Origin of the sequence: Nitratireductor sp. CH_MIT9313-5 (assembly GCF_037029545.1) — a bacterium.
GTDB lineage: Bacteria > Pseudomonadota > Alphaproteobacteria > Rhizobiales > Rhizobiaceae > Chelativorans.
The window spans coordinates 155,447-172,901 of sequence record NZ_JAYMER010000016.1 but is presented as its reverse complement, the minus strand read 5'-3'; the positions used below and the strand labels follow the sequence as shown (position 1 = coordinate 172,901).

Below are 17,455 nucleotides of genomic sequence, written 5' to 3'. Positions count from 1 at the left end.
CCTCTCACAGTGCGCGCAGCCAGACCTTCGTGTCGTGGAAAGCAGCACCTCCATATGGCGCGATGGAGTCTGCTCCTGTCAGCACATTGATGCCCTCGCCGCGCTCATGGGCATGGTTCGGCCAGATGCCTTCGGCGATGACCACGCCACGGCGCATTCCGTCGAACAGCTTGGCATGAAGCACGACCTCGCCACGCCGGTTGCCGATTTCGATGCGCTGGCCTTCTTCCACCCCGAGGGCGCTCGCATCTTCGGGATGCAGCATCAGCTCCGGCCGCCCTTCCCGCTTTTTCGAGCCCGGTGTCTCGGTAAAGCTGGAATTGAGGAAGGTGCGCGCGGGCGATGTTGCCAGACGGAAGGGATGTTCGGGATCCGCTTCCTCGATCAGCGCGACATGGTCGGGAAATTCAGGCAAGGCCTGATGCGGCCCCTGCACGCCGATGCTCTCGGGCGGGCGGTTGGGGGACGGCGTGTTCGTCCAGTCGGGGCGGAAACGGAACTTGCCATCCGCGTGACCGAAGCCATTGATGAAATGCGCGGTGTCGAAATCGGGCTGCACATCCGCCCAGCGGTCATGGCGAAAGCTCTCGAAACTTCCAAGGCCGCTCTTGTCCAGCATCCAGTCGAGATGTTCGCGCGCGCTCATCCCGAAGCCTTCGAGATGATCCACGCCCAGGCGCTTGGCCAGTTCCTCGATCACATAAAGGTTCTCGCGCGCCTGGCCCGGCGCATCCACGATTTTCGGCCCGAGCAGAATGTGCTGATGACCACCGCCGCGATAGATGTCGTCATGCTCGACAAACATGGTCGCCGGCAGCACCACGTCGGCAAGCAATGCCGTGTCGGTCATGAACTGCTCATGGACGGCGAAGAACAGGTCATCGCGCATCAGCCCCTGCTTCACGAGCCGCTGCTCCGGCGCGACATTGGCGGGGTTGGTGTTCTGGATCAGCATGGCCTTGACCGGCGGGCCGCCGTGAAGCGCTTCGGCATCACCGCTCAAAACGCGGCCGATCTGTGACTGGTCAAGCGAGCGCACATTGGGATCGGCATAGGCGTGGCCTTCGATCAGCGATTTGTCGAGGCCGAAGATCGATGAATTGGAGTGAAATGCGCCGCCACCCTCATAGGCCCAGGCACCGGTTACAGCAGGAATGCAAAGGGCCGCATGCATATTCACCGCGCCATTGCGGTTGCGGGTAAAGCCATAGCCAAGACGGAAATATGTGCGCTTCGTCTCGCCGACCAGACGCGCAAAAGTCTCGATCTCCGCAATGGACAGACCGGTTATGCCGGACGCCCATTCGGGAGTACGCGATTGCAGATGCGCCTCAAGTCCTGCCGGATCGTCGGTATAGCGTGCGAGATAGTCGCGGTCGGCAAGCCCCTCGCGGAAAAGCACATGCATGACCGCACATGCCAGCGCGCCGTCGGTTCCCGGTTTCAGGACCAGCGCCAGATCGGCCTGCTTCATGGTCGCGTTGTCATAAACATCAATGACCACGATCTTCGCGCCGCGTTCCTTGCGGGCCTTGATTGCATGGGTCATCACATTGACCTGCGTGGCGACCGCATTCGTCCCCCAGATGACAACGCAATCGGCCTTTGCCATTTCGCGCGGATCGGAGCCGCGCAGGGCGCCCGCTCCCATCATCCAGCCGGTCCAGGCCGGATTGGTGCAGATCGTGTCGAACTGCTTCGAATAGCCCTTGGCATGGCGCAGGCGGTGGATCGAATCGCGCTGCACTAGCCCCATCGTACCGGCATATTGATAGGGCCAGACGCTTTCCGCGCCGAACTCGGCTTCGGCCTTCAGGAAGCGCTCAGCAATGAGGTCGAGTGCGGCCTCCCAGCTTGCCTCTTTCCAGGCACCCTCGCCGCGCGCACCGGACCGCACCATGGGCTTCAACAGCCGGTCCGGATGGTGGACCCGCTCTGCATAACGGGCGACCTTGGCGCAGATGACGCCGGCGGTATAGCTGTTGTCCTTGGCGCCGTGGACACGACCAATCTGTCCATCCCTTATCTCGATATCGAGAGCGCAGGTGGACGGGCAGTCATGCGGGCAAGCCGAATGGGCGATGCGGATATTTGCGTGTGTGTTCATGGGGCGAGACTAGCCTATTTGTGGCGCAGAGCGTAGAGCCACAGGCACAAAGACGTTTCTTATTTCGCACAAGACCGGGTGCAGATCATGAACTATCGCCACGCCTTCCATGCAGGCAATTTTGCCGATGTGGTCAAGCACGCGATCCTGACGCGGATAATCGCCTATCTGCAGCGCAAGGACAAAGCCTTTCGCGTGGTCGACACCCATGCGGGATTGGGCATCTATGATCTTTCCTCGGATGAAGCGCAGCGCACGGGCGAATGGCAGGGCGGCATCGGCAGGATCAGGAATTCGGACATTCGAAAAAAGACGAATCTTCTGAATCCCTTGCTGGAGGCCGTTGAGGCATTGAATCAGGGGGATGAGATTTCGCATTATCCCGGTTCGCCTTTCGTAACGCGCCATCTCCTACGAAAACAGGATCGCCTGACGGCAATCGAACTGCACGAAGCCGACGCGGAGGTGCTGGCTCAGAATTTCGAGGGCGACCATCAGGTGCGTGTCATCCATCTGGATGGCTGGCTGGCACTTGGTGCGCATCTGCCGCCGAAGGAAAAGCGCGGGCTCGTTCTGGTCGATCCGCCCTTCGAGAAGGAAGGCGAGTTCGAGCGGATGGTCGCGGGCCTGGAAAAGGCGCACAAGCGGTGGCCCGGCGGGATCTATGCCTTCTGGTATCCGATCAAGAACCGCGAGGCGGTGGCTCAGTTTCACCAGGATCTTCGGGACAGCGGCATTGGTGATATTATCGACGTGCAGCTGAGCGTGCGGGATGAAAGCAGTGAGCCGCGCTTTGATGGCACGGGCATGGTAGTCGTCAATCCGCCATATCTCCTCGAATCGGAATTGAACGAGCTTCTGCCGCTTCTGCATGATGCGTTGAGCGAAGGCAGCAAGGGTGGATACAGCGTCACGCGTCTTGCAGATGAAGCCAACACTTGACGCTGACAAGCTGCTGTTAAAGATTGACCATAACAATTCGAGGCGAAGAACCGCGCCTTATCACGGAGTTTGACCCATGTCGCGCCGCAGTATCTCGAGACTTCTGACCAACTTCCTTGTCGGCGCTGGCCTGACCGCTTCCATCGCAGGCTCACCAGCTCTGGCTGCCGACTACCTTGTCGGACCGGGTGCGATCGTCGAGACGAGCGTGTGCGCGCATGAGAAGGTACATGCGGTCATTCAGAAGAATTTCCGCTACCAGGTCACCCATGTACCTCACCTGCCGGATGTGGACATTGCGGCGATCTACAACACCAGCATCACGCGCCATCTTCCGGCCACCGAAAACAGCACGATAGAACGCCTTTACTGCCAGGGCACCGCGCAGCTTTCCGACGGCTCCAACCGGTCCATCTGGTACCTGATCGAATATGGACAGGGCTTTGCTTCCATCGGCGACAATGTGGAATTCTGCGTGGCAGGCTTTGACCGCTGGAATGTCTACAACAACTGGTGTCGTGTCCTTCGCTGATGTCGCTTTCGAGTTTCCGACGCGGCACGGCGCTGCTTCGCCCTCTCCTGCTTGCGAGCGCGCTTGCGGCTGTCGCCGGCATTGCCGAGGCACGCAAGGCCGAGCAGCCGGGTAATTTCGACTTCTATGTGCTCGCGCTTAGCTGGTCACCCAGCTACTGCATCAGCGAAGGTGAGCGGGCGAATCGCCAGCAATGTGGCACATCGCGACCTTACAGCTTCATCGTTCACGGGCTTTGGCCGCAGCGGGAGAGCGGATATCCGACCTATTGCGCCAGTCGGGAACCTGACCGTGTGCCGAACCGGCTGGTGGATGATCTGCGAGATCTGATGCCTTCGGCCGGCCTTATCGGCCATCAATGGCGCAAGCACGGTTCCTGTACCGGGGCGAGCCAGGAAGAATATTTCCGGCTGCTGCGCAAGGCCCGCGAACGGGTGAAGGTGCCGGAGGTGTTCGACAATGTCGAGAAGCCAATCATGGCCACGCCTGAGAGCATCGAAGAGGCTTTTCGCAAGGCCAATCCGCAACTGCCCGGCGATGCAATCGCTGTCACCTGCGGCAAACGGATGATGCGCGAAGTTCGCATCTGCCTGAGTGAAGAGCTTGATTTCCGCAGCTGTCGCGAGGTTGACCGCAAGGACTGCCGGCTGGACAAGGTATTGCTACCGCCCACCCGCGGCCGCTGAAGACAATTTCAGACAAGAAAAAAGCCGGGCACATGACCCGGCTTTTTCCTGGTTAAGCGTCTGATCCGGAAGGATTAGAACTGCATACCGAAACCAACCATTACGCGGTGGTTGGAAGCATCCACTTCGCTGTCCACGCCGCCGATCGTGTAAGTCTCGGAACCGAGATCGGTGTAGCGGTATTCGAGGCGAGCGAAGCTCTTCTCGGTCAGCTTGACATCCGTACCGGCACCAGCGGTCCAGCCGAAGTGGGTCTGATCATCGGAACCTGCGGCAGTGGTTGCCTCGTAGTTGGCAACTGCGCCACCAGCCGTACCGTAGAGCAGGACGTTGTTGAAGACTTCGTAGCCTGCACGTGCACGCAGCGAACCTTCGACACCGCCTTCAACGGAAAAGCCAGCTTCGTCGGTCTCGGTGCCGTTGTAACCAACATCGCCTTCAAGGCCGAATACCCATGGGCCGGACTGGACATTGTAACCGGCAAATGCGCCGCCGAGGAAGCCGTCACTGTCATAGTCGGTGCCGTCGATGTTCACGTCACCGCCGAAGCCGTAACCAGCCTGAACACCGGCATAGAAACCGCCCCAAGAGGCAACCGGAGCAACTTCCATCGGCGCTGCAGGCGGCGTCGGCGGAACGTCCACGATCGCGTCAGCGGCCTGAGAAGAAGCAACACCTGCTACGGTGAGAAGTGCTGCGGCAGCAGCCGACAGCGCGAAATTCTTAGTGGCCATTATGTGAACTCCTTAGCCAAGATGTTCCAAAATCGGATGCAAAACTCGCATCCTTTCTGCGCCCCTCCGCAGCACTCTGAATGATCAAGTTGCGCTGCGGTTCCGCCAGTGACTGCAGAAAATCACGAAAAAGGTGGCGGCATCGTGGCTAGAACTGGCCTCAAATTTGACCTTATGGCTTCAGAACGGTTTGCTTGTGGACGTGTTGCAAAAATGCAAACAAATCCGGGGCCTGCAGCGCAGATTTTCCCCCGGATTGGATGGCCAGGTGGTTCACTCGAGGATGGTCGGGATGCCATTGCCAGCATGAGGCACAGCGAAAGAACTCAGGGACATGGCTAAGAAAGGGTAAAGAATCGCAAGCCCGCTCCACAGATGGGCGATGAGGGCAGCCATTGCGACTGCCCCCGCTCGGTCCGCCTTTGGAGTGAGGCCTAGAAGTGCATGCCGATGCCGAGCATGACCTTGTTGTTCTGCTGCTCGAACTCGTAGCTATTGTTGCCGATTGCAACATCGGTGGCTTCGAGTGCCACATGGCGATATTCGACACGACCGAACATGCGGCGGCCGAACTTCATCTCTGCGCCACCACCGTAAGTGAGGCCAAACATGTCTTCGCTCACTTCGCCGTCTGCAGTGGTGATGGTGGGTGCGCCATAGGCTCCGCCCACAGTACCGTAGATCATGAAGCGGTCGCTGAGCGCGTAACCAAGTCGCGCACGCAAGCTGGCATCAAGACCGCTTTCGATCGTGACATCCTGTTCGGTCACCTCGTCGGCCGTATAGCCGACATCGGCTTCGGCACCGAAGACCCAACGGCTGCGCTGCCAGTTGTAACCAACGAAGCCAACGCCGCCATAGCCGTCGGTATCGATGCTGGTGCCACTGAAGTTCTCATCCAGCTGTCCAAAGGTGTAGGCGCCGGAAATACCCGCATACATGCCACCCCATGCTGCTGTGGGCTGTACCACGAGCGGCACGGTGCGCTGAGGCGTCACGGGGATGGGGTCTGGCTGGGATATGATGAGGTCGGCGGCCATGGCCGCAGGTGCAGCAATCGCGGTGAAAGCTGCAGAGAGTGCGAGTGCGGAAAATCTGCGAATGTTCATTTGTATAAACTCCTTGGCGGCGTGGCCGCTATCGGTCGGAAACCGGCAATGATCTGGCTGTACGCAAAAACGGATAAATCAAACTGGTCGGGCTAAACGCCGCATCAGGAGCATGGGCAGGAATTGGGGCTGATTGGTTGCAAAAGCCTGCTTGAAAATGGAATATTCTGCGGCATAACCATGGCGCGTTACGGGCCGATAATCGTCGGCTTCGGTGCTTTCCCGCCGATTTTGTCAGCTGCGCCCATCTCATGAGGCTGCGAGCGCTGGCCACGGCCGCAGGCCTCGCTTAAAACACTCTAACCTTCACCTTGCCGCAGCCCCCTCGCACGCACACATTAGGCCCATGCAAAGAAAAGCAGAGAATATCCTGATAACCGGTGCCGCCAAGCGGATCGGACGCGCGATGGCGCTGGAGCTTGGCGCAGCGGGTTTCGGGATAGCGGTTCACTATAACGGATCACATAGCGACGCCGAAGAAGTGGTGCGGGAAATCGCCGACAAAGGTGGTCGGGCCGTCGCCGTACAGGCAGATCTGACCGATTCTGCATCTACAGCAACCCTCGTCGAGCGTGCGAACAACGCTCTGGGGCCGCTTTCCATCGTTGTGAACAATGCCTCGCTGTTCGAGGAAGATTCGGTCGAAAATTTCGATGATGAAGGATTTGACGCGCATATGGCGGTGCATGTGAAGGCACCGGCACTCATAGCGCGTTCCTTCGCGAAACAGCTTGTGGGCGCACCAGGTCTCGTCGTCAACATCATTGATGAGCGGGTGTGGAAGCTCACGCCCCGCTACTTCACCTATACGCTATCGAAAGCCGCCTTGTGGACGGCTACCCGCACCATGGCGCAAGCACTGGCTCCCTCCATTCGCGTCAACGCCATTGGCCCCGGCCCGACATTGCCGAACCAGAAGCAGGATGAGGATGCCTTCCGCCGTCAGACGGAGGCGCTTATTCTGGAGCGAGGTCCGGAGCTTTCGGAATTCGCACACACAATCGAGTATCTGTGGAAAATGCCGTCGATCACCGGTCAGATGATCGCGCTTGATGGAGGTCAGCACCTTGCCTGGCAGACGCCGGATGTGGCGGAGGATGGCGCATGAGCGGGAGCGAGCCGAAAGCTGCCGTTCCCACATCCGCCAACGAGATCTCCTGGGATGCGGCAGAGGAAGGCAGCGGCCTAAAGGGCGCTGAAGCCATTCAGGCCGTCGTGAAGCGCCTGCCGAACGCGCCTGGCGTCTATCGCATGATGAACGAGGCCGGCGATGTGCTTTATGTCGGCAAGGCACGCAGCTTGAAAAAGCGCGTCAGCAATTATGCCCAGGGTCGCGGGCATTCGAACCGGATCGTGCGCATGATTCGTGAGACGTCTTCCATGGAATTCGTCGTCACGCGGACTGAAACTGAAGCGCTGCTTCTGGAAGCCAATCTCATCAAGCGCTTGCGCCCGCGCTTCAACGTGCTTTTGCGCGACGACAAGTCGTTCCCCTATATCCTGCTCACGGGAGACCATCCGGCTCCGGGAATCTTCAAGCATCGCGGTGCGCGCTCGCGCAAGGGCGAGTATTTCGGCCCCTTCGCTTCCGCCGGTGCTGTAGGTCGCACGATCAACTCGCTGCAACGCGCCTTCCTGCTGCGCACCTGCACCGACTCCGTCTATGAAAGCCGCACGCGCCCCTGCCTGCTCTACCAGATCAAGCGTTGCTCGGGTCCATGCACAGGTGAAATCAGCGAAGAGGGCTATGCGGAGCTGGTCAATGAGGCCAAGGCGTTTCTTTCCGGCAAGTCCAGCAAGGTGAAGTCCGAGATTGCAGCCGCCATGCAGGCTGCTTCCGACGAGATGGATTTCGAACGTGCTGCGATCTATCGCGACCGCCTGGCGGCTCTGTCCCATGTGCAGGCGCATCAGGGCATCAATCCGCAGGGCATAGAGGAAGCCGACGTGTTCGCCATCCACCAAGAGGGTGGGCAAAGCTGCATTCAGGTGTTCTTCTTCCGCACCGGCCAGAACTGGGGCAACCGCGCCTATTTTCCCAAGGCCGATCCGGACATGGAGGCGGGCGATGTTCTCAATGCCTTTCTCTCGCAGTTCTACGATGACAAGCCCTGCCCTCGCCTGATCCTCACCTCCCATGAGCTGGAGGAGCGCGAGCTTCTTGAGGAAGCGCTTTCCACCAAGGCCGGGCGTCGGGTCAGCGTTTCGCGCCCGCAGCGCGGTGAGAAGAAGGATCTTGTCGGTCACGCGCTGCAGAATGCGCGCGAGGCACTGGGGCGGCGCCTGGCAGAGACGTCCTCGCAGGCGCGGCTGCTGCAGGGCTTTGCCGATACATTCGGTCTCGAACAGGCACCGCGCCGCATCGAAGTCTACGACAACTCGCACATCATGGGCACCAATGCGGTGGGCGCGATGATCGTCGCGGGGCCGGAAGGCTTCGTGAAGAACCAGTATCGCAAGTTCAACATCCGCTCGACCGACATCACGCCCGGCGATGATTTCGGCATGATGCGCGAGGTCATGCAGCGGCGTTTCTCTCGGCTCCTAAAGGAGGAAGGGCTACCCAAACCCGGTGAAGAGAGCGCTGATGACGAGCGTTTTCCCGCTTGGCCGGACGTCATCCTCATCGATGGCGGCCAAGGACAGATGAGTGCGGTTCGCGCAATCCTTGACGAGTTGGGCGTAAGCGACGCCGTGACGGCGATCGGCATTGCGAAAGGTCCGGATCGCGATGCGGGCCGGGAACGTTTCTTCATGGAAGACAAGCCGTCCTTCAGCCTGCCCATGCGCGATCCGGTTCTCTATTTCGTACAGCGGCTGCGTGACGAAGCACACCGTTTCGCCATCGGTTCTCACCGCGCGCGGCGCAAGAAGGAGATGGTCAAGAACCCGCTGGACGAAATCAGCGGCATTGGCCCAACGCGCAAACGCGCACTTCTGCACCATTTCGGCACCGCCAAGGCGGTCAGCCGCGCAGGCATGGAGGATCTGATGGCCGTAGAAGGGATCTCGGAATCAACGGCACGTATCGTCTATGAACATTTCCACGAAAACGGGTAAAGCTTGCGCGAGCTTGGGCGCGCGCGCTTGACCCTGCGCGTTCCACCTGATTTGACGACATAACCGTTTCTAAAGAAGCCAAATCAATGTCCGGACGCGCTTTCAATCTTCCAAACCTCCTGACCTATGCCCGCATCCTCGCGGTGCCGGCAATTGTCTTGTGCTTCTTCCTTGAAGGCCGCCTGCAATCGAGCGATTTCGCCCGCTGGTCTGCTCTCGCGATCTTCATCGGCGCGAGCATCACGGACTATTTCGATGGCTATCTGGCGCGCAGCTGGCAGCAGACGTCCAATATCGGAAAGATGCTCGACCCCATCGCCGACAAGCTTCTGGTGGCCTCTTGCCTTCTTCTGCTTGCTGCCGATACGGACCGCACTATTGCGGGCTGGACGCTATGGGCGGCGATCATCATCCTGTGCCGTGAGATCCTCGTTTCGGGACTTCGCGAATATTTGGCCGCCCTGAAGGTGTCGGTGCCGGTGACGCAGCTTGCCAAATGGAAGACCACCATCCAGATGGTGGCCATTGGCTTCCTTCTCGTTGGCCCTGCGGGCGACAAGATCGTGCCCTACATCACGCAGATGGGCATCGTGCTTCTCTGGATTTCGGCCGTGGTCACGCTCTACACGGGCTATGACTACTTCCGTGCAGGACTGAAGCACATTATCGACGAGTAGTTCTCATGAAGCTGGTCTATTTCGCCTGGGTCCGCGAGCGTATCGGCAAGAGCGACGAGGAAATCTCGGTGCCCGACAATGTGAGCGATGTTGCCGGGCTGCTCGACTGGCTTGCCGGAAAGGGTGACGGCTATGCCGCCGCGCTCGAACAACGCCAGGTGATCCGCGTGGCGATCAACCACGCCCATGTGACGCATGACACGCCCCTGCCCGCTGATGGCGAGATCGCGCTTTTCCCGCCAATGACTGGAGGCTGAGCCCGTGACAGTGGCGCCGCTCATTCGCGTGCAGCGCGACGATTTCTGCCTTGAGGCGGAAACACGGCGCATCAGCGCGGGGCGAACCGACATAGGTGCAATCGTCACCTTCACCGGACTTTGCCGAGACGAAGGCGGCGCTCTGGAAGCGCTTGAGCTGGAGCATTATCCCGGGATGGTCGAAGCGGAGCTTGAGCGGCTGGGCCGCGAGGCAATCACCCGTTGGGACTTGCTTGCGCTTACGATCATTCACCGGTTCGGCAAGATCACGCCGGGCGAGAATATCGTGCTTGTGGCAGCCGCTTCACCACATCGGCGCGCCGCATTCGAGGCGGCAGACTTCCTGATGGACTATCTGAAATCCAGCGCGCCCTTCTGGAAGAAGGAGCATCTTGCCGATGGCAGTGAGGGCGATTGGGTCGACGCCAAGGCACAGGATGAGCAGGCGCTCCACCGCTGGAAGAGCAAACGCTGAACGAAAAAAGCCGGAGGCGTTGCCCCCGGCTTTCTCATCAGCAATCAGCCGAAAAATGATCAGCCGACGATTTCGGTGTCGGAGAACCAGTAGCGGATTTCCTCGGCAGCGGTTTCCGGAGCGTCGGAACCGTGTACGGAGTTTTCACCGATGGACTCCGCAAAAAGCTTGCGGATCGTGCCTTCTGCGGCGTCAGCCGGGTTGGTGGCGCCCATGATTTCGCGGTTCTTGGCGATTGCGTTCTCACCTTCGAGAACCTGCACAACCGTCGGGCCGGAGCACATGAAGTCAACCAGCTCGCCGAAGAAGGGGCGATCCTTGTGCACGGCGTAGAAGCCTTCTGCCTGACGGCGGCTCATCCAGACGCGCTTGGAGGCAACGACGCGCAGGCCGTTGTCCTCGAACATCTTGGTGATTGCGCCGGTCAGGTTGCGCTTGGTTGCGTCCGGCTTGATCATGGAGAAGGTGCGTTCGATCGCCATTGCTTTTCCTTTTTTGGAATGGGGGAAAGAGAGATGGCGGCTCTATAGCGGGGAGTGCGGCCTCTGTGAAGGGCGATCACGCGGCAGCGGCCACCGATCTTGCCGCTCCTCCATGCAGATCAAGACAGCGCTCGAACCAATGTGCCACGGGATCATCCTTCTCCAGAAGCTGGAAGGAGGATGAGACGCGCGCCCACTGGAAGCCGCCAGCGATGATGTAGTCGGCGAAACATGGCTCGTCGCCTGCCACAAAGGCCTGACGTTCGACCATACTGCGCAACGGATCAAGCGAGGCGCGGAAAGCAGGCAGGCGGTCTTCTCGACCGACCGTCACTTCTTCCAGTTTCTGCTTGAAACGCGCTTCCCGCGTGGTGCGGAAATATTCCCGGTCGCCTTCATCCAGAATGGCGAAAAGGTCCATCAGGATCATTCGTGAAATCTGCGCATAGACGGTCTGATGCGCCCAGCGTTCGATGAAGCGGGTGAGTGGTACTGTTCCTTCGCCATGGAACAGCGGTGGCAGGTCGGGATAGGTCTCGTCGAGATAAAGCGCGATGCGGAAAGATTCCGATATTACCTGATCTCGATCTCGGATCAGGGGTACAGTCTTGGAAGCACCGTCTTCCAGGGATTGGATGTCGCGGAAGCGCGTTGGAACACATTCGAACTCCAGCCCCTTGTGGGCGAGCGCAAAGGCAACCTTCCAGCAATGGGGACTGAAGGGACGCTTCTCGTCCTGTCCAACAAGGTCATAAAGTTTTATTCTCATTGCTTCCCCCACTTCCCCTGCAAAAACATGGTATCGGCTCCGCCGGCCAATGGATGAATTTCTTAGACAGGCCGCATCAGCAGATTTCAATCACCTTGGTGATCGGCACCGTTAGGATTGAGCCGCACAAGCCTGAAAGGATGCACGGGATGAAACACCATTTCGAGATGCTGGCCCACTATAATCGCTGGGCCAACAGGGTGCTCTGCGAAGCGGTTGAAACTCTGGACCGGGAGGAATTCAGCCGGAATGTCGGGGCTTACTTCAAATCCATGTGCGGCACCCTCAATCATATACTCATAGCCGACAGGGTCTGGCTGGTTCGATTTACCGGAGCGCAGGAGACCTCCGGTCCCCTCAATGCGATCCCCTACCCCGATTTTGCCGATCTTACCGAGGCTCGCGAGAGAGAAGATGCGCGGATCATTCGGTACGTGCAAGGGCTGGAGGATGCGCAGCTTGGACAAGCCATTACCTATCGCACCATTTCCAGCCCGACACAGATCTCCCAGCCGCTTGCACCTGCCCTCACGCATTTCTTCAATCACCAGACCCACCACCGCGGCCAGGCCCATATGATCCTGTCGGTTCTGGGCAAGGAACCGCCTCCAATGGACCTGATCTTCTATCTGCGGACGCCGGAAGGCATGGCATTGCAGTCCCGTTTTAATTAAAGGCGCCGTGCTCTCTCAACTGTCCAGAAACCACGCTTTCAAGCGCCGATGGCCGCCAAAATCGCGAGCCCTATCGTCTTGTGGAGCGAGTTCGAACAGCAAGGGAGAACATCATGACCAGTATTCGAAACGCTCTTTTCGCTTCGACCGTAATCGGGTTCCTCGGCACTCTGGCCCTACCGGCTCATGCCCTGGACGTGAAGGTTGGAAACACCAGTGTCGGCGTCAGTGTCGGCAAGTCGAAAACCGGTGGACTTGATGCCGATGTCGGCGCTTCGGTCGGCGGCAGCAAAGGCGTCAATGCCGATGTCGGCGCGTCGGTCGGTGGTGGCAGCGGTATCAACGCTGATGCGGACGCCTCAGTCGGTGGCAGCCGCGGCGTCACTGCCGATGCGGATGCCTCCGTTGGCGGCGGGAGCGGCATCAACGCGGACGTGAATGCCAATATTGGCGGCAGTCGCGGAATAGATACGGGCGTTACCGCATCCGTTGGCGGCGGTAGCGGTGTTGATGCCGATGTCGGGCTGTCCATTGGCGGCACGGGTGGCGGCAGCACTGGCGGGGGTGGTGCTGGCGGTGGCTCCGGCGGTAATACAGGCGGAGGCGGCACTGGTGTCGAAAACCGAGGCGGTGGCTTCCTGGGCGGATCAAACGGCAACAATGGCAGCGGCGGCTCCGGTAGCGACATCATTCAAACCATGAGCCAGGCCGAGATCATGCAGAACAAGAAGCGCTGCAGGCCCGTTCTTGCTGATCCCAATGGGTATGATTGGGACCTCGTGCAATTGTGCAAGCTGCTTCAGAAGTAGCTTGGGCATGGAGTATGCGTCAGGCCGGCGGAGGAACCGCCGGCCTGAAATTTAATCGCGCGCGGGGTGGATGCGTCTTGCAAGTCGGCGGCGGCTCAGCCACAACCGCGCAATCATGCTTACAATCAACGATCTTTCACTGCGCGTTGCTGGCCGGCTGCTCATCGAGAATGCCTCCGTCCAACTCGCCTCCGGCGCCAAGGCCGGCATTGTCGGACGCAATGGCACCGGCAAGACCACGCTTTTCCGTGCCATCACGGGCGATCTTTCGCCGGAGAGCGGTTCCATCAGCCTGTCGCGCGGCACGCGTATCGGTCAGGTTGCACAGGAAGCACCGGGTACCGAAGAGGCTCTGATCGAGATCGTCCTGAAGGCCGATATCGAACGCGGACGCCTTCTGAAAGAAGCGGAAACGGCGACCGACCCGCATCGGATTGCCGAAATTCAGACGCGGCTTGCCGATATCGGCGCGCATTCGGCTGAAGCACGTGCTGCCGAAATTCTGGCTGGTCTAGGTTTCGACGCAGAAGCGCAGAAACGCCCGGCATCCTCCTTCTCCGGCGGCTGGCGCATGCGCGTGGCGCTTGCTTCGGTGCTGTTTGCCGAGCCTGATCTTCTATTGCTCGACGAACCGACCAACTATCTGGATCTTGAAGGCACGCTGTGGCTTGAATCCTACCTGTCGCGCTATCCGCACACGGTTCTCCTCATCAGTCACGATCGCGATCTTCTGAACCGGGCAGTCAACTCCATCATCCATCTGGAGAACAAAAAGCTGACGCTTTGGGCTGGCGGTTATGACCAGTTCGCCCGCCAATATGCCGAAAAGGCAGAGCTTCAGGAGAAGATGCGGGTCAAGCAGGATGCAAAGCGCAAGCACATGCAGTCCTTCGTCGACCGCTTCCGCGCCAAGGCATCAAAGGCACGCCAGGCGCAGTCACGCCTGAAGGCGCTGGAGAAGATGCAGGTTATCGCGGCCAATGTGATGGCTCAGGTCGCACCCTTCAACTTTCCGAGCCCGGATAAGGTGGTCGCCTCCCCCATCATCGCTGTTGAAAGCGGTGCAGTGGGCTATGCGGATGACAAGCCGGTGCTCAAGCAGCTCAATCTGCGCATCGACAATGATGACCGCATCGCGCTGCTCGGCGCGAATGGCAACGGCAAATCCACTTTCGCCAAGCTTCTGGCCGGGCGGCTTGGTCTGCAGGCGGGCAAGCTAACGCTAGCGCCCGGCCTCAAGGTCTCCATCTTTGCACAGCACCAGATGGATGACCTTCGGCCTGCCGAGAGTGCTTATCAGCATGTGCGCCGCGTGATGCCCGATGCGCCGGAGGCGAAGGTCCGTGCGCGTGTTGCCCAATTCGGCCTCGCGACGGAGAAGATGGATACACCGGCGCGTGACCTTTCAGGTGGCGAAAAGGCGCGGCTCCTGATGGGGCTTTCATCGCTGGATGCCCCTCACCTCTTCATCCTCGACGAGCCGACCAACCATCTCGACATCGATAGCCGCCAGGCTCTGGCCGAAGCACTCAACGACTTTGACGGTGCAGTCATCCTGATCAGCCATGACCGCCATTTGATTGAGGCCTGCGCTGACCGGCTCTGGCTCGTCGACAAGGGCACGGTGAAGCCCTTCGATGGCGACATGGATGATTACCGCGCCCTGATGACCGGTGGTGCTTCGCAACGCAAGGAAAAGCGCGAGGCTGACAAGGCATCCAAGGCTGACAAGCGGCGCGAAGCAGCGCGCAAACGCGCCGAGCTCGAGCCCCTCGCCAAAAAGATCAAGACGGCTGAAGGGCTGATGGAACGGCTTCGCAAGCGCATCGACGCAATCGAGGCGGAGATGGCTGATCCTTCGCTCTACGCGCGCGATCCGGCGAAGGTCTCGACACTGGCCAAAGAGCGCTCGGACCTCAGTGCGAAGCTGGAAACGCAGGAAGAGCTGTGGCTTCAGCTTTCCAGCGATTACGAAGAGGCGATGGCGGGATAGGTCACGCCTTTTTCTGCCAGCGCCCTTCCGGCGACTGCTGCCAGTAGGTGACTGCGTGACCGGCCGACTTCATGGTCTTCCAGTGTCGCCGCGCAGCCTCGAGCTGCATCGTGTCGTGGCCGTCAAAGAGAAAACAGGCGCGCTCATAGCCTGAAAGCTCCCCCGGCTCGGCGCCATCGACAAGAAAGCGGATGGAAGCGCCGTTGATGTTGGCGCTTTCCACGGTGAGGAGAACCGGCTGCCTTTCGGCTTCAGGCTCCCGGTCCGTTCCATGCGGCAGAAAGCTCTCTTCACGATAGGTCCACAGATGCGCGTCAAGCGCATCGCGGCGCTCTTCACTGCCTGTCTGGATCACCACCTGCCAGCCCCGCTCGAGGCTCTTTTCCACGAGCGGGGGCAACGCATCTTCCAGCGTCGATTCGGTCAGATGGTAGAAGAGAACGTCCAAGCGCTTCAGCTCTCGTAGTGGTCGGCGACCAGGCGGTCGAGCAGGCGGACGCCGAAGCCCGAAGCCCAGGATTCGTTGATTTCCGACTTGGGCGATCCCATTGCCGTACCGGCCACGTCCAGATGCGCCCACGGCGTGTCCTTGACGAAGCGCTGCAGGAACTGAGCCGCGGTGATCGAACCGGCAGCGCGGCCACCGGTGTTCTTCATGTCGGCATTCTTGGTGTCGATGAGCTTGTCATAGGCCTTGCCCAGCGGCAGACGCCAGACCTTTTCCCCCGTAACCTCTCCAGAGGCGCTAAGTCGTTCGGCAAGCTCGTCATTGTTGGAGAACAGGCCTGCATGATCATTGCCAAGCGCAATTATGACCGCACCGGTCAGGGTCGCCAGGTTGATCATGAATTTCGGCTCGAAACGGTCGTTGCAGTACCAGAGCAGGTCCGCAAGGACGAGGCGACCTTCGGCGTCCGTATTGATAACTTCGATGGTCTGCCCCGACATCGAGGTGACGATGTCGCCCGGTCGCTGCGCATTGCCGTCCGGCATGTTCTCGACCAGACCGATTATGCCGATAGCATTGGCGTGCGCCTTGCGGGCGGCCAAAGCGTGCATGACCCCGACAACCGCGGCAGCCCCGCCCATGTCACCCTTCATGTCCTCCATGCCGCCAGCCGGCTTGATGGAGATGCCGCCAGTATCGAAGACGACGCCCTTGCCCACAAAGGCTACCGGCTTTTCTTTCTTCTTGCCGCCATTCCATTTCATGATGGCAATGCGCGGCGGGCGGACCGAGCCCTGAGCCACGCCGAGAAGCGCGCCCATGCCGAGTTTCTTCATTTCCTTTTCGGTAAGGATTTCGACCTCGACACCGAGCTTTTCCAGCTCTTCGGCCTTTTGCGCGAATTCCACCGGGCCCAGTACATTGGCAGGCTCGTTGACGAGATTGCGAGCAAGGATCACGCCATCAGCAATACCCTCGGCGCGCTTGAACGCCTTGGCTGCAGCGTCCGCATCGTCGCTCAGGATCGTGAACGCGGTCTTGCGGGCGTCGGACTTGCCGTTGTCGTCGTCCTTCTTCGTCTTGTACTTGTCGAAAACATAGGAGCGCAGGATGATGCCCATGCCGATGGCTGCAAGCTCTTCGGAACCTGCGTCAACATCATCGATATCGGCAATAACGGAGACGTTTTTCGCGCCCTTGGCATTGGCCGCGATATGGCCACCGATTTTCAGCCAGGCTTCCTCGTTGCGGTCTTCCTTCGAGCCGACACCCACGACGATGATGCGGTCAAGGTCGGAGCCTTCCGGGGCGAGAACTTCACAAACCGATCCGAACTTGCCCTTGAAGTCCGCGGCGGCGAAAGCGCGCTTGAGAGCACCGGCGGGATCACAGGCTTTCTGGGCCTTGCTCAGCGCACCACCTTCAGGAACCAGCAAGACGACGCTGCCCTTTTTGGGCGCAGCAATTTTCTCGAATGAGACGGAAGCTCTATCGGTCATGAAATGTCCTGTCGTAAATTATGGGGTTGCCTGATCTTGGGGTTTTTGCCCAAATTGACAAGGGGTGGGCAGAAGGAAAGCTCTGGACCAGCCGCGTCAATTGTTCACTGGCGGTCTGACAAGAATCTGTTAACCGCGTTCCTTGTCGCTTCGTTAGCCTAACCACGCGATCATGTCGGTGGGACTTGGGCTGTCGAAATGT

At 59.6% G+C, this 17,455-nt stretch carries 18 protein-coding genes; 11 read left to right on the top strand and 7 right to left on the bottom strand.

The window, feature by feature from the left end; translation table 11 throughout:
- Nucleotides 1–4: 4 nt before the first annotated feature.
- Nucleotides 5–2,107 carry a molybdopterin-containing oxidoreductase family protein gene (locus tag WA367_RS13440; protein ID WP_336057277.1) on the bottom strand — a complete coding sequence of 701 codons (2,103 nt, stop codon included), beginning with the start codon at nt 2,105–2,107 and terminating at the stop codon, nt 5–7.
- 87 nt (nt 2,108–2,194) lie between these two features.
- Between WA367_RS13440 and WA367_RS13435 the strand changes: the two genes are divergently transcribed.
- From WA367_RS13435 to WA367_RS13425, 3 genes are all read left to right on the top strand, one after another.
- Nucleotides 2,195–3,049, top strand: coding sequence for a 23S rRNA (adenine(2030)-N(6))-methyltransferase RlmJ (locus tag WA367_RS13435; protein ID WP_336057276.1), 855 nt, complete (start codon nt 2,195–2,197; stop codon nt 3,047–3,049).
- A 76-nt stretch (nt 3,050–3,125) separates the two neighbouring features.
- Nucleotides 3,126–3,581, top strand: coding sequence for a hypothetical protein (locus tag WA367_RS13430; protein ID WP_336057275.1), 456 nt, complete (start codon nt 3,126–3,128; stop codon nt 3,579–3,581).
- Nucleotides 3,581–4,267 carry a ribonuclease T2 gene (locus tag WA367_RS13425; protein WP_336057274.1) on the top strand — a complete coding sequence of 229 codons (687 nt, stop codon included), beginning with the start codon at nt 3,581–3,583 and terminating at the stop codon, nt 4,265–4,267. Before WA367_RS13430 ends, WA367_RS13425 begins: the two co-directional genes overlap by 1 nt.
- A 74-nt stretch (nt 4,268–4,341) precedes the next feature.
- Here the strand turns inward: WA367_RS13425 and WA367_RS13420 are convergent, their stop codons facing one another.
- Together WA367_RS13420 and WA367_RS13415 are read right to left on the bottom strand one after the other, a co-directional pair.
- The gene (locus tag WA367_RS13420) at nt 4,342–5,001 is read right to left on the bottom strand and encodes an outer membrane protein (protein ID WP_336057273.1); all 660 of its coding nucleotides are present in this window, start codon (nt 4,999–5,001) and stop codon (nt 4,342–4,344) included.
- 434 nt (nt 5,002–5,435) lie between these two features.
- Nucleotides 5,436–6,110 (bottom strand): outer membrane protein, encoded by a 675-nt coding sequence (locus WA367_RS13415; protein ID WP_336057272.1) that lies wholly within the window; start codon nt 6,108–6,110, stop codon nt 5,436–5,438.
- A 346-nt stretch (nt 6,111–6,456) separates the two neighbouring features.
- On the opposite strand from WA367_RS13415, the gene WA367_RS13410 reads away from it, so the two are divergent.
- The 5 genes from WA367_RS13410 (at nt 6,457) to WA367_RS13390 (ending at nt 10,579) form a co-directional block, all read left to right on the top strand.
- The gene (locus WA367_RS13410; protein ID WP_336057271.1) at nt 6,457–7,218 is read left to right on the top strand and encodes an SDR family oxidoreductase; all 762 of its coding nucleotides are present in this window, start codon (nt 6,457–6,459) and stop codon (nt 7,216–7,218) included.
- On the top strand, nt 7,215–9,170 hold the full coding sequence (gene uvrC / locus WA367_RS13405) for an excinuclease ABC subunit UvrC (RefSeq protein ID WP_336057270.1): 1,956 nt from the start codon (nt 7,215–7,217) through the stop codon (nt 9,168–9,170). Before WA367_RS13410 ends, uvrC begins: the two co-directional genes overlap by 4 nt.
- 86 nt (nt 9,171–9,256) lie before the next feature.
- On the top strand, nt 9,257–9,847 hold the full coding sequence (gene pgsA, locus WA367_RS13400) for a CDP-diacylglycerol--glycerol-3-phosphate 3-phosphatidyltransferase (RefSeq protein ID WP_336057269.1): 591 nt from the start codon (nt 9,257–9,259) through the stop codon (nt 9,845–9,847).
- A gap of 5 nt (nt 9,848–9,852) precedes the next feature.
- The gene (gene moaD / locus WA367_RS13395; RefSeq protein WP_336057268.1) at nt 9,853–10,104 is read left to right on the top strand and encodes a molybdopterin converting factor subunit 1; all 252 of its coding nucleotides are present in this window, start codon (nt 9,853–9,855) and stop codon (nt 10,102–10,104) included.
- A gap of 4 nt (nt 10,105–10,108) precedes the next feature.
- Complete coding sequence (locus WA367_RS13390; RefSeq protein WP_336057267.1) at nt 10,109–10,579, top strand: molybdenum cofactor biosynthesis protein MoaE; 471 nt, start codon at nt 10,109–10,111, stop codon at nt 10,577–10,579.
- A 59-nt stretch (nt 10,580–10,638) separates the two neighbouring features.
- On the opposite strand, the gene ndk is transcribed toward WA367_RS13390, so the two are convergent.
- On the bottom strand, nt 10,639–11,061 hold the full coding sequence (gene ndk, locus WA367_RS13385) for a nucleoside-diphosphate kinase (RefSeq protein ID WP_336057266.1): 423 nt from the start codon (nt 11,059–11,061) through the stop codon (nt 10,639–10,641).
- A 76-nt stretch (nt 11,062–11,137) separates the two neighbouring features.
- Nucleotides 11,138–11,830 (bottom strand): glutathione S-transferase family protein, encoded by a 693-nt coding sequence (locus WA367_RS13380; protein ID WP_336057265.1) that lies wholly within the window; start codon nt 11,828–11,830, stop codon nt 11,138–11,140.
- A gap of 149 nt (nt 11,831–11,979) precedes the next feature.
- Here WA367_RS13380 and WA367_RS13375 point away from each other — a divergent pair, with 149 nt between their 5' ends.
- The 3 genes from WA367_RS13375 (at nt 11,980) to WA367_RS13365 (ending at nt 15,306) form a co-directional block, all read left to right on the top strand.
- Nucleotides 11,980–12,504, top strand: a complete 525-nt coding sequence (locus tag WA367_RS13375; protein ID WP_336057392.1) for a DinB family protein — start codon at nt 11,980–11,982, stop codon at nt 12,502–12,504.
- Nucleotides 12,505–12,617: 113 nt separating this feature from the next.
- Entirely contained in the window at nt 12,618–13,313 is a 696-nt protein-coding gene (locus WA367_RS13370; RefSeq protein WP_336057264.1) for a hypothetical protein, read from the top strand.
- Between the two features lie 115 nt (nt 13,314–13,428).
- The gene (locus WA367_RS13365; RefSeq protein WP_336057263.1) at nt 13,429–15,306 is read left to right on the top strand and encodes an ABC-F family ATP-binding cassette domain-containing protein; all 1,878 of its coding nucleotides are present in this window, start codon (nt 13,429–13,431) and stop codon (nt 15,304–15,306) included.
- Between the two features lies 1 nt (nt 15,307).
- Here WA367_RS13365 and WA367_RS13360 read toward each other — a convergent pair whose 3' ends face one another.
- Together WA367_RS13360 and WA367_RS13355 are read right to left on the bottom strand one after the other, a co-directional pair.
- On the bottom strand, nt 15,308–15,754 hold the full coding sequence (locus tag WA367_RS13360; protein WP_336057262.1) for a DNA polymerase III subunit chi: 447 nt from the start codon (nt 15,752–15,754) through the stop codon (nt 15,308–15,310).
- 5 nt (nt 15,755–15,759) lie between these two features.
- Entirely contained in the window at nt 15,760–17,253 is a 1,494-nt protein-coding gene (locus tag WA367_RS13355; protein WP_336057261.1) for a leucyl aminopeptidase, read from the bottom strand.
- Nucleotides 17,254–17,455: the final 202 nt, after the last annotated feature.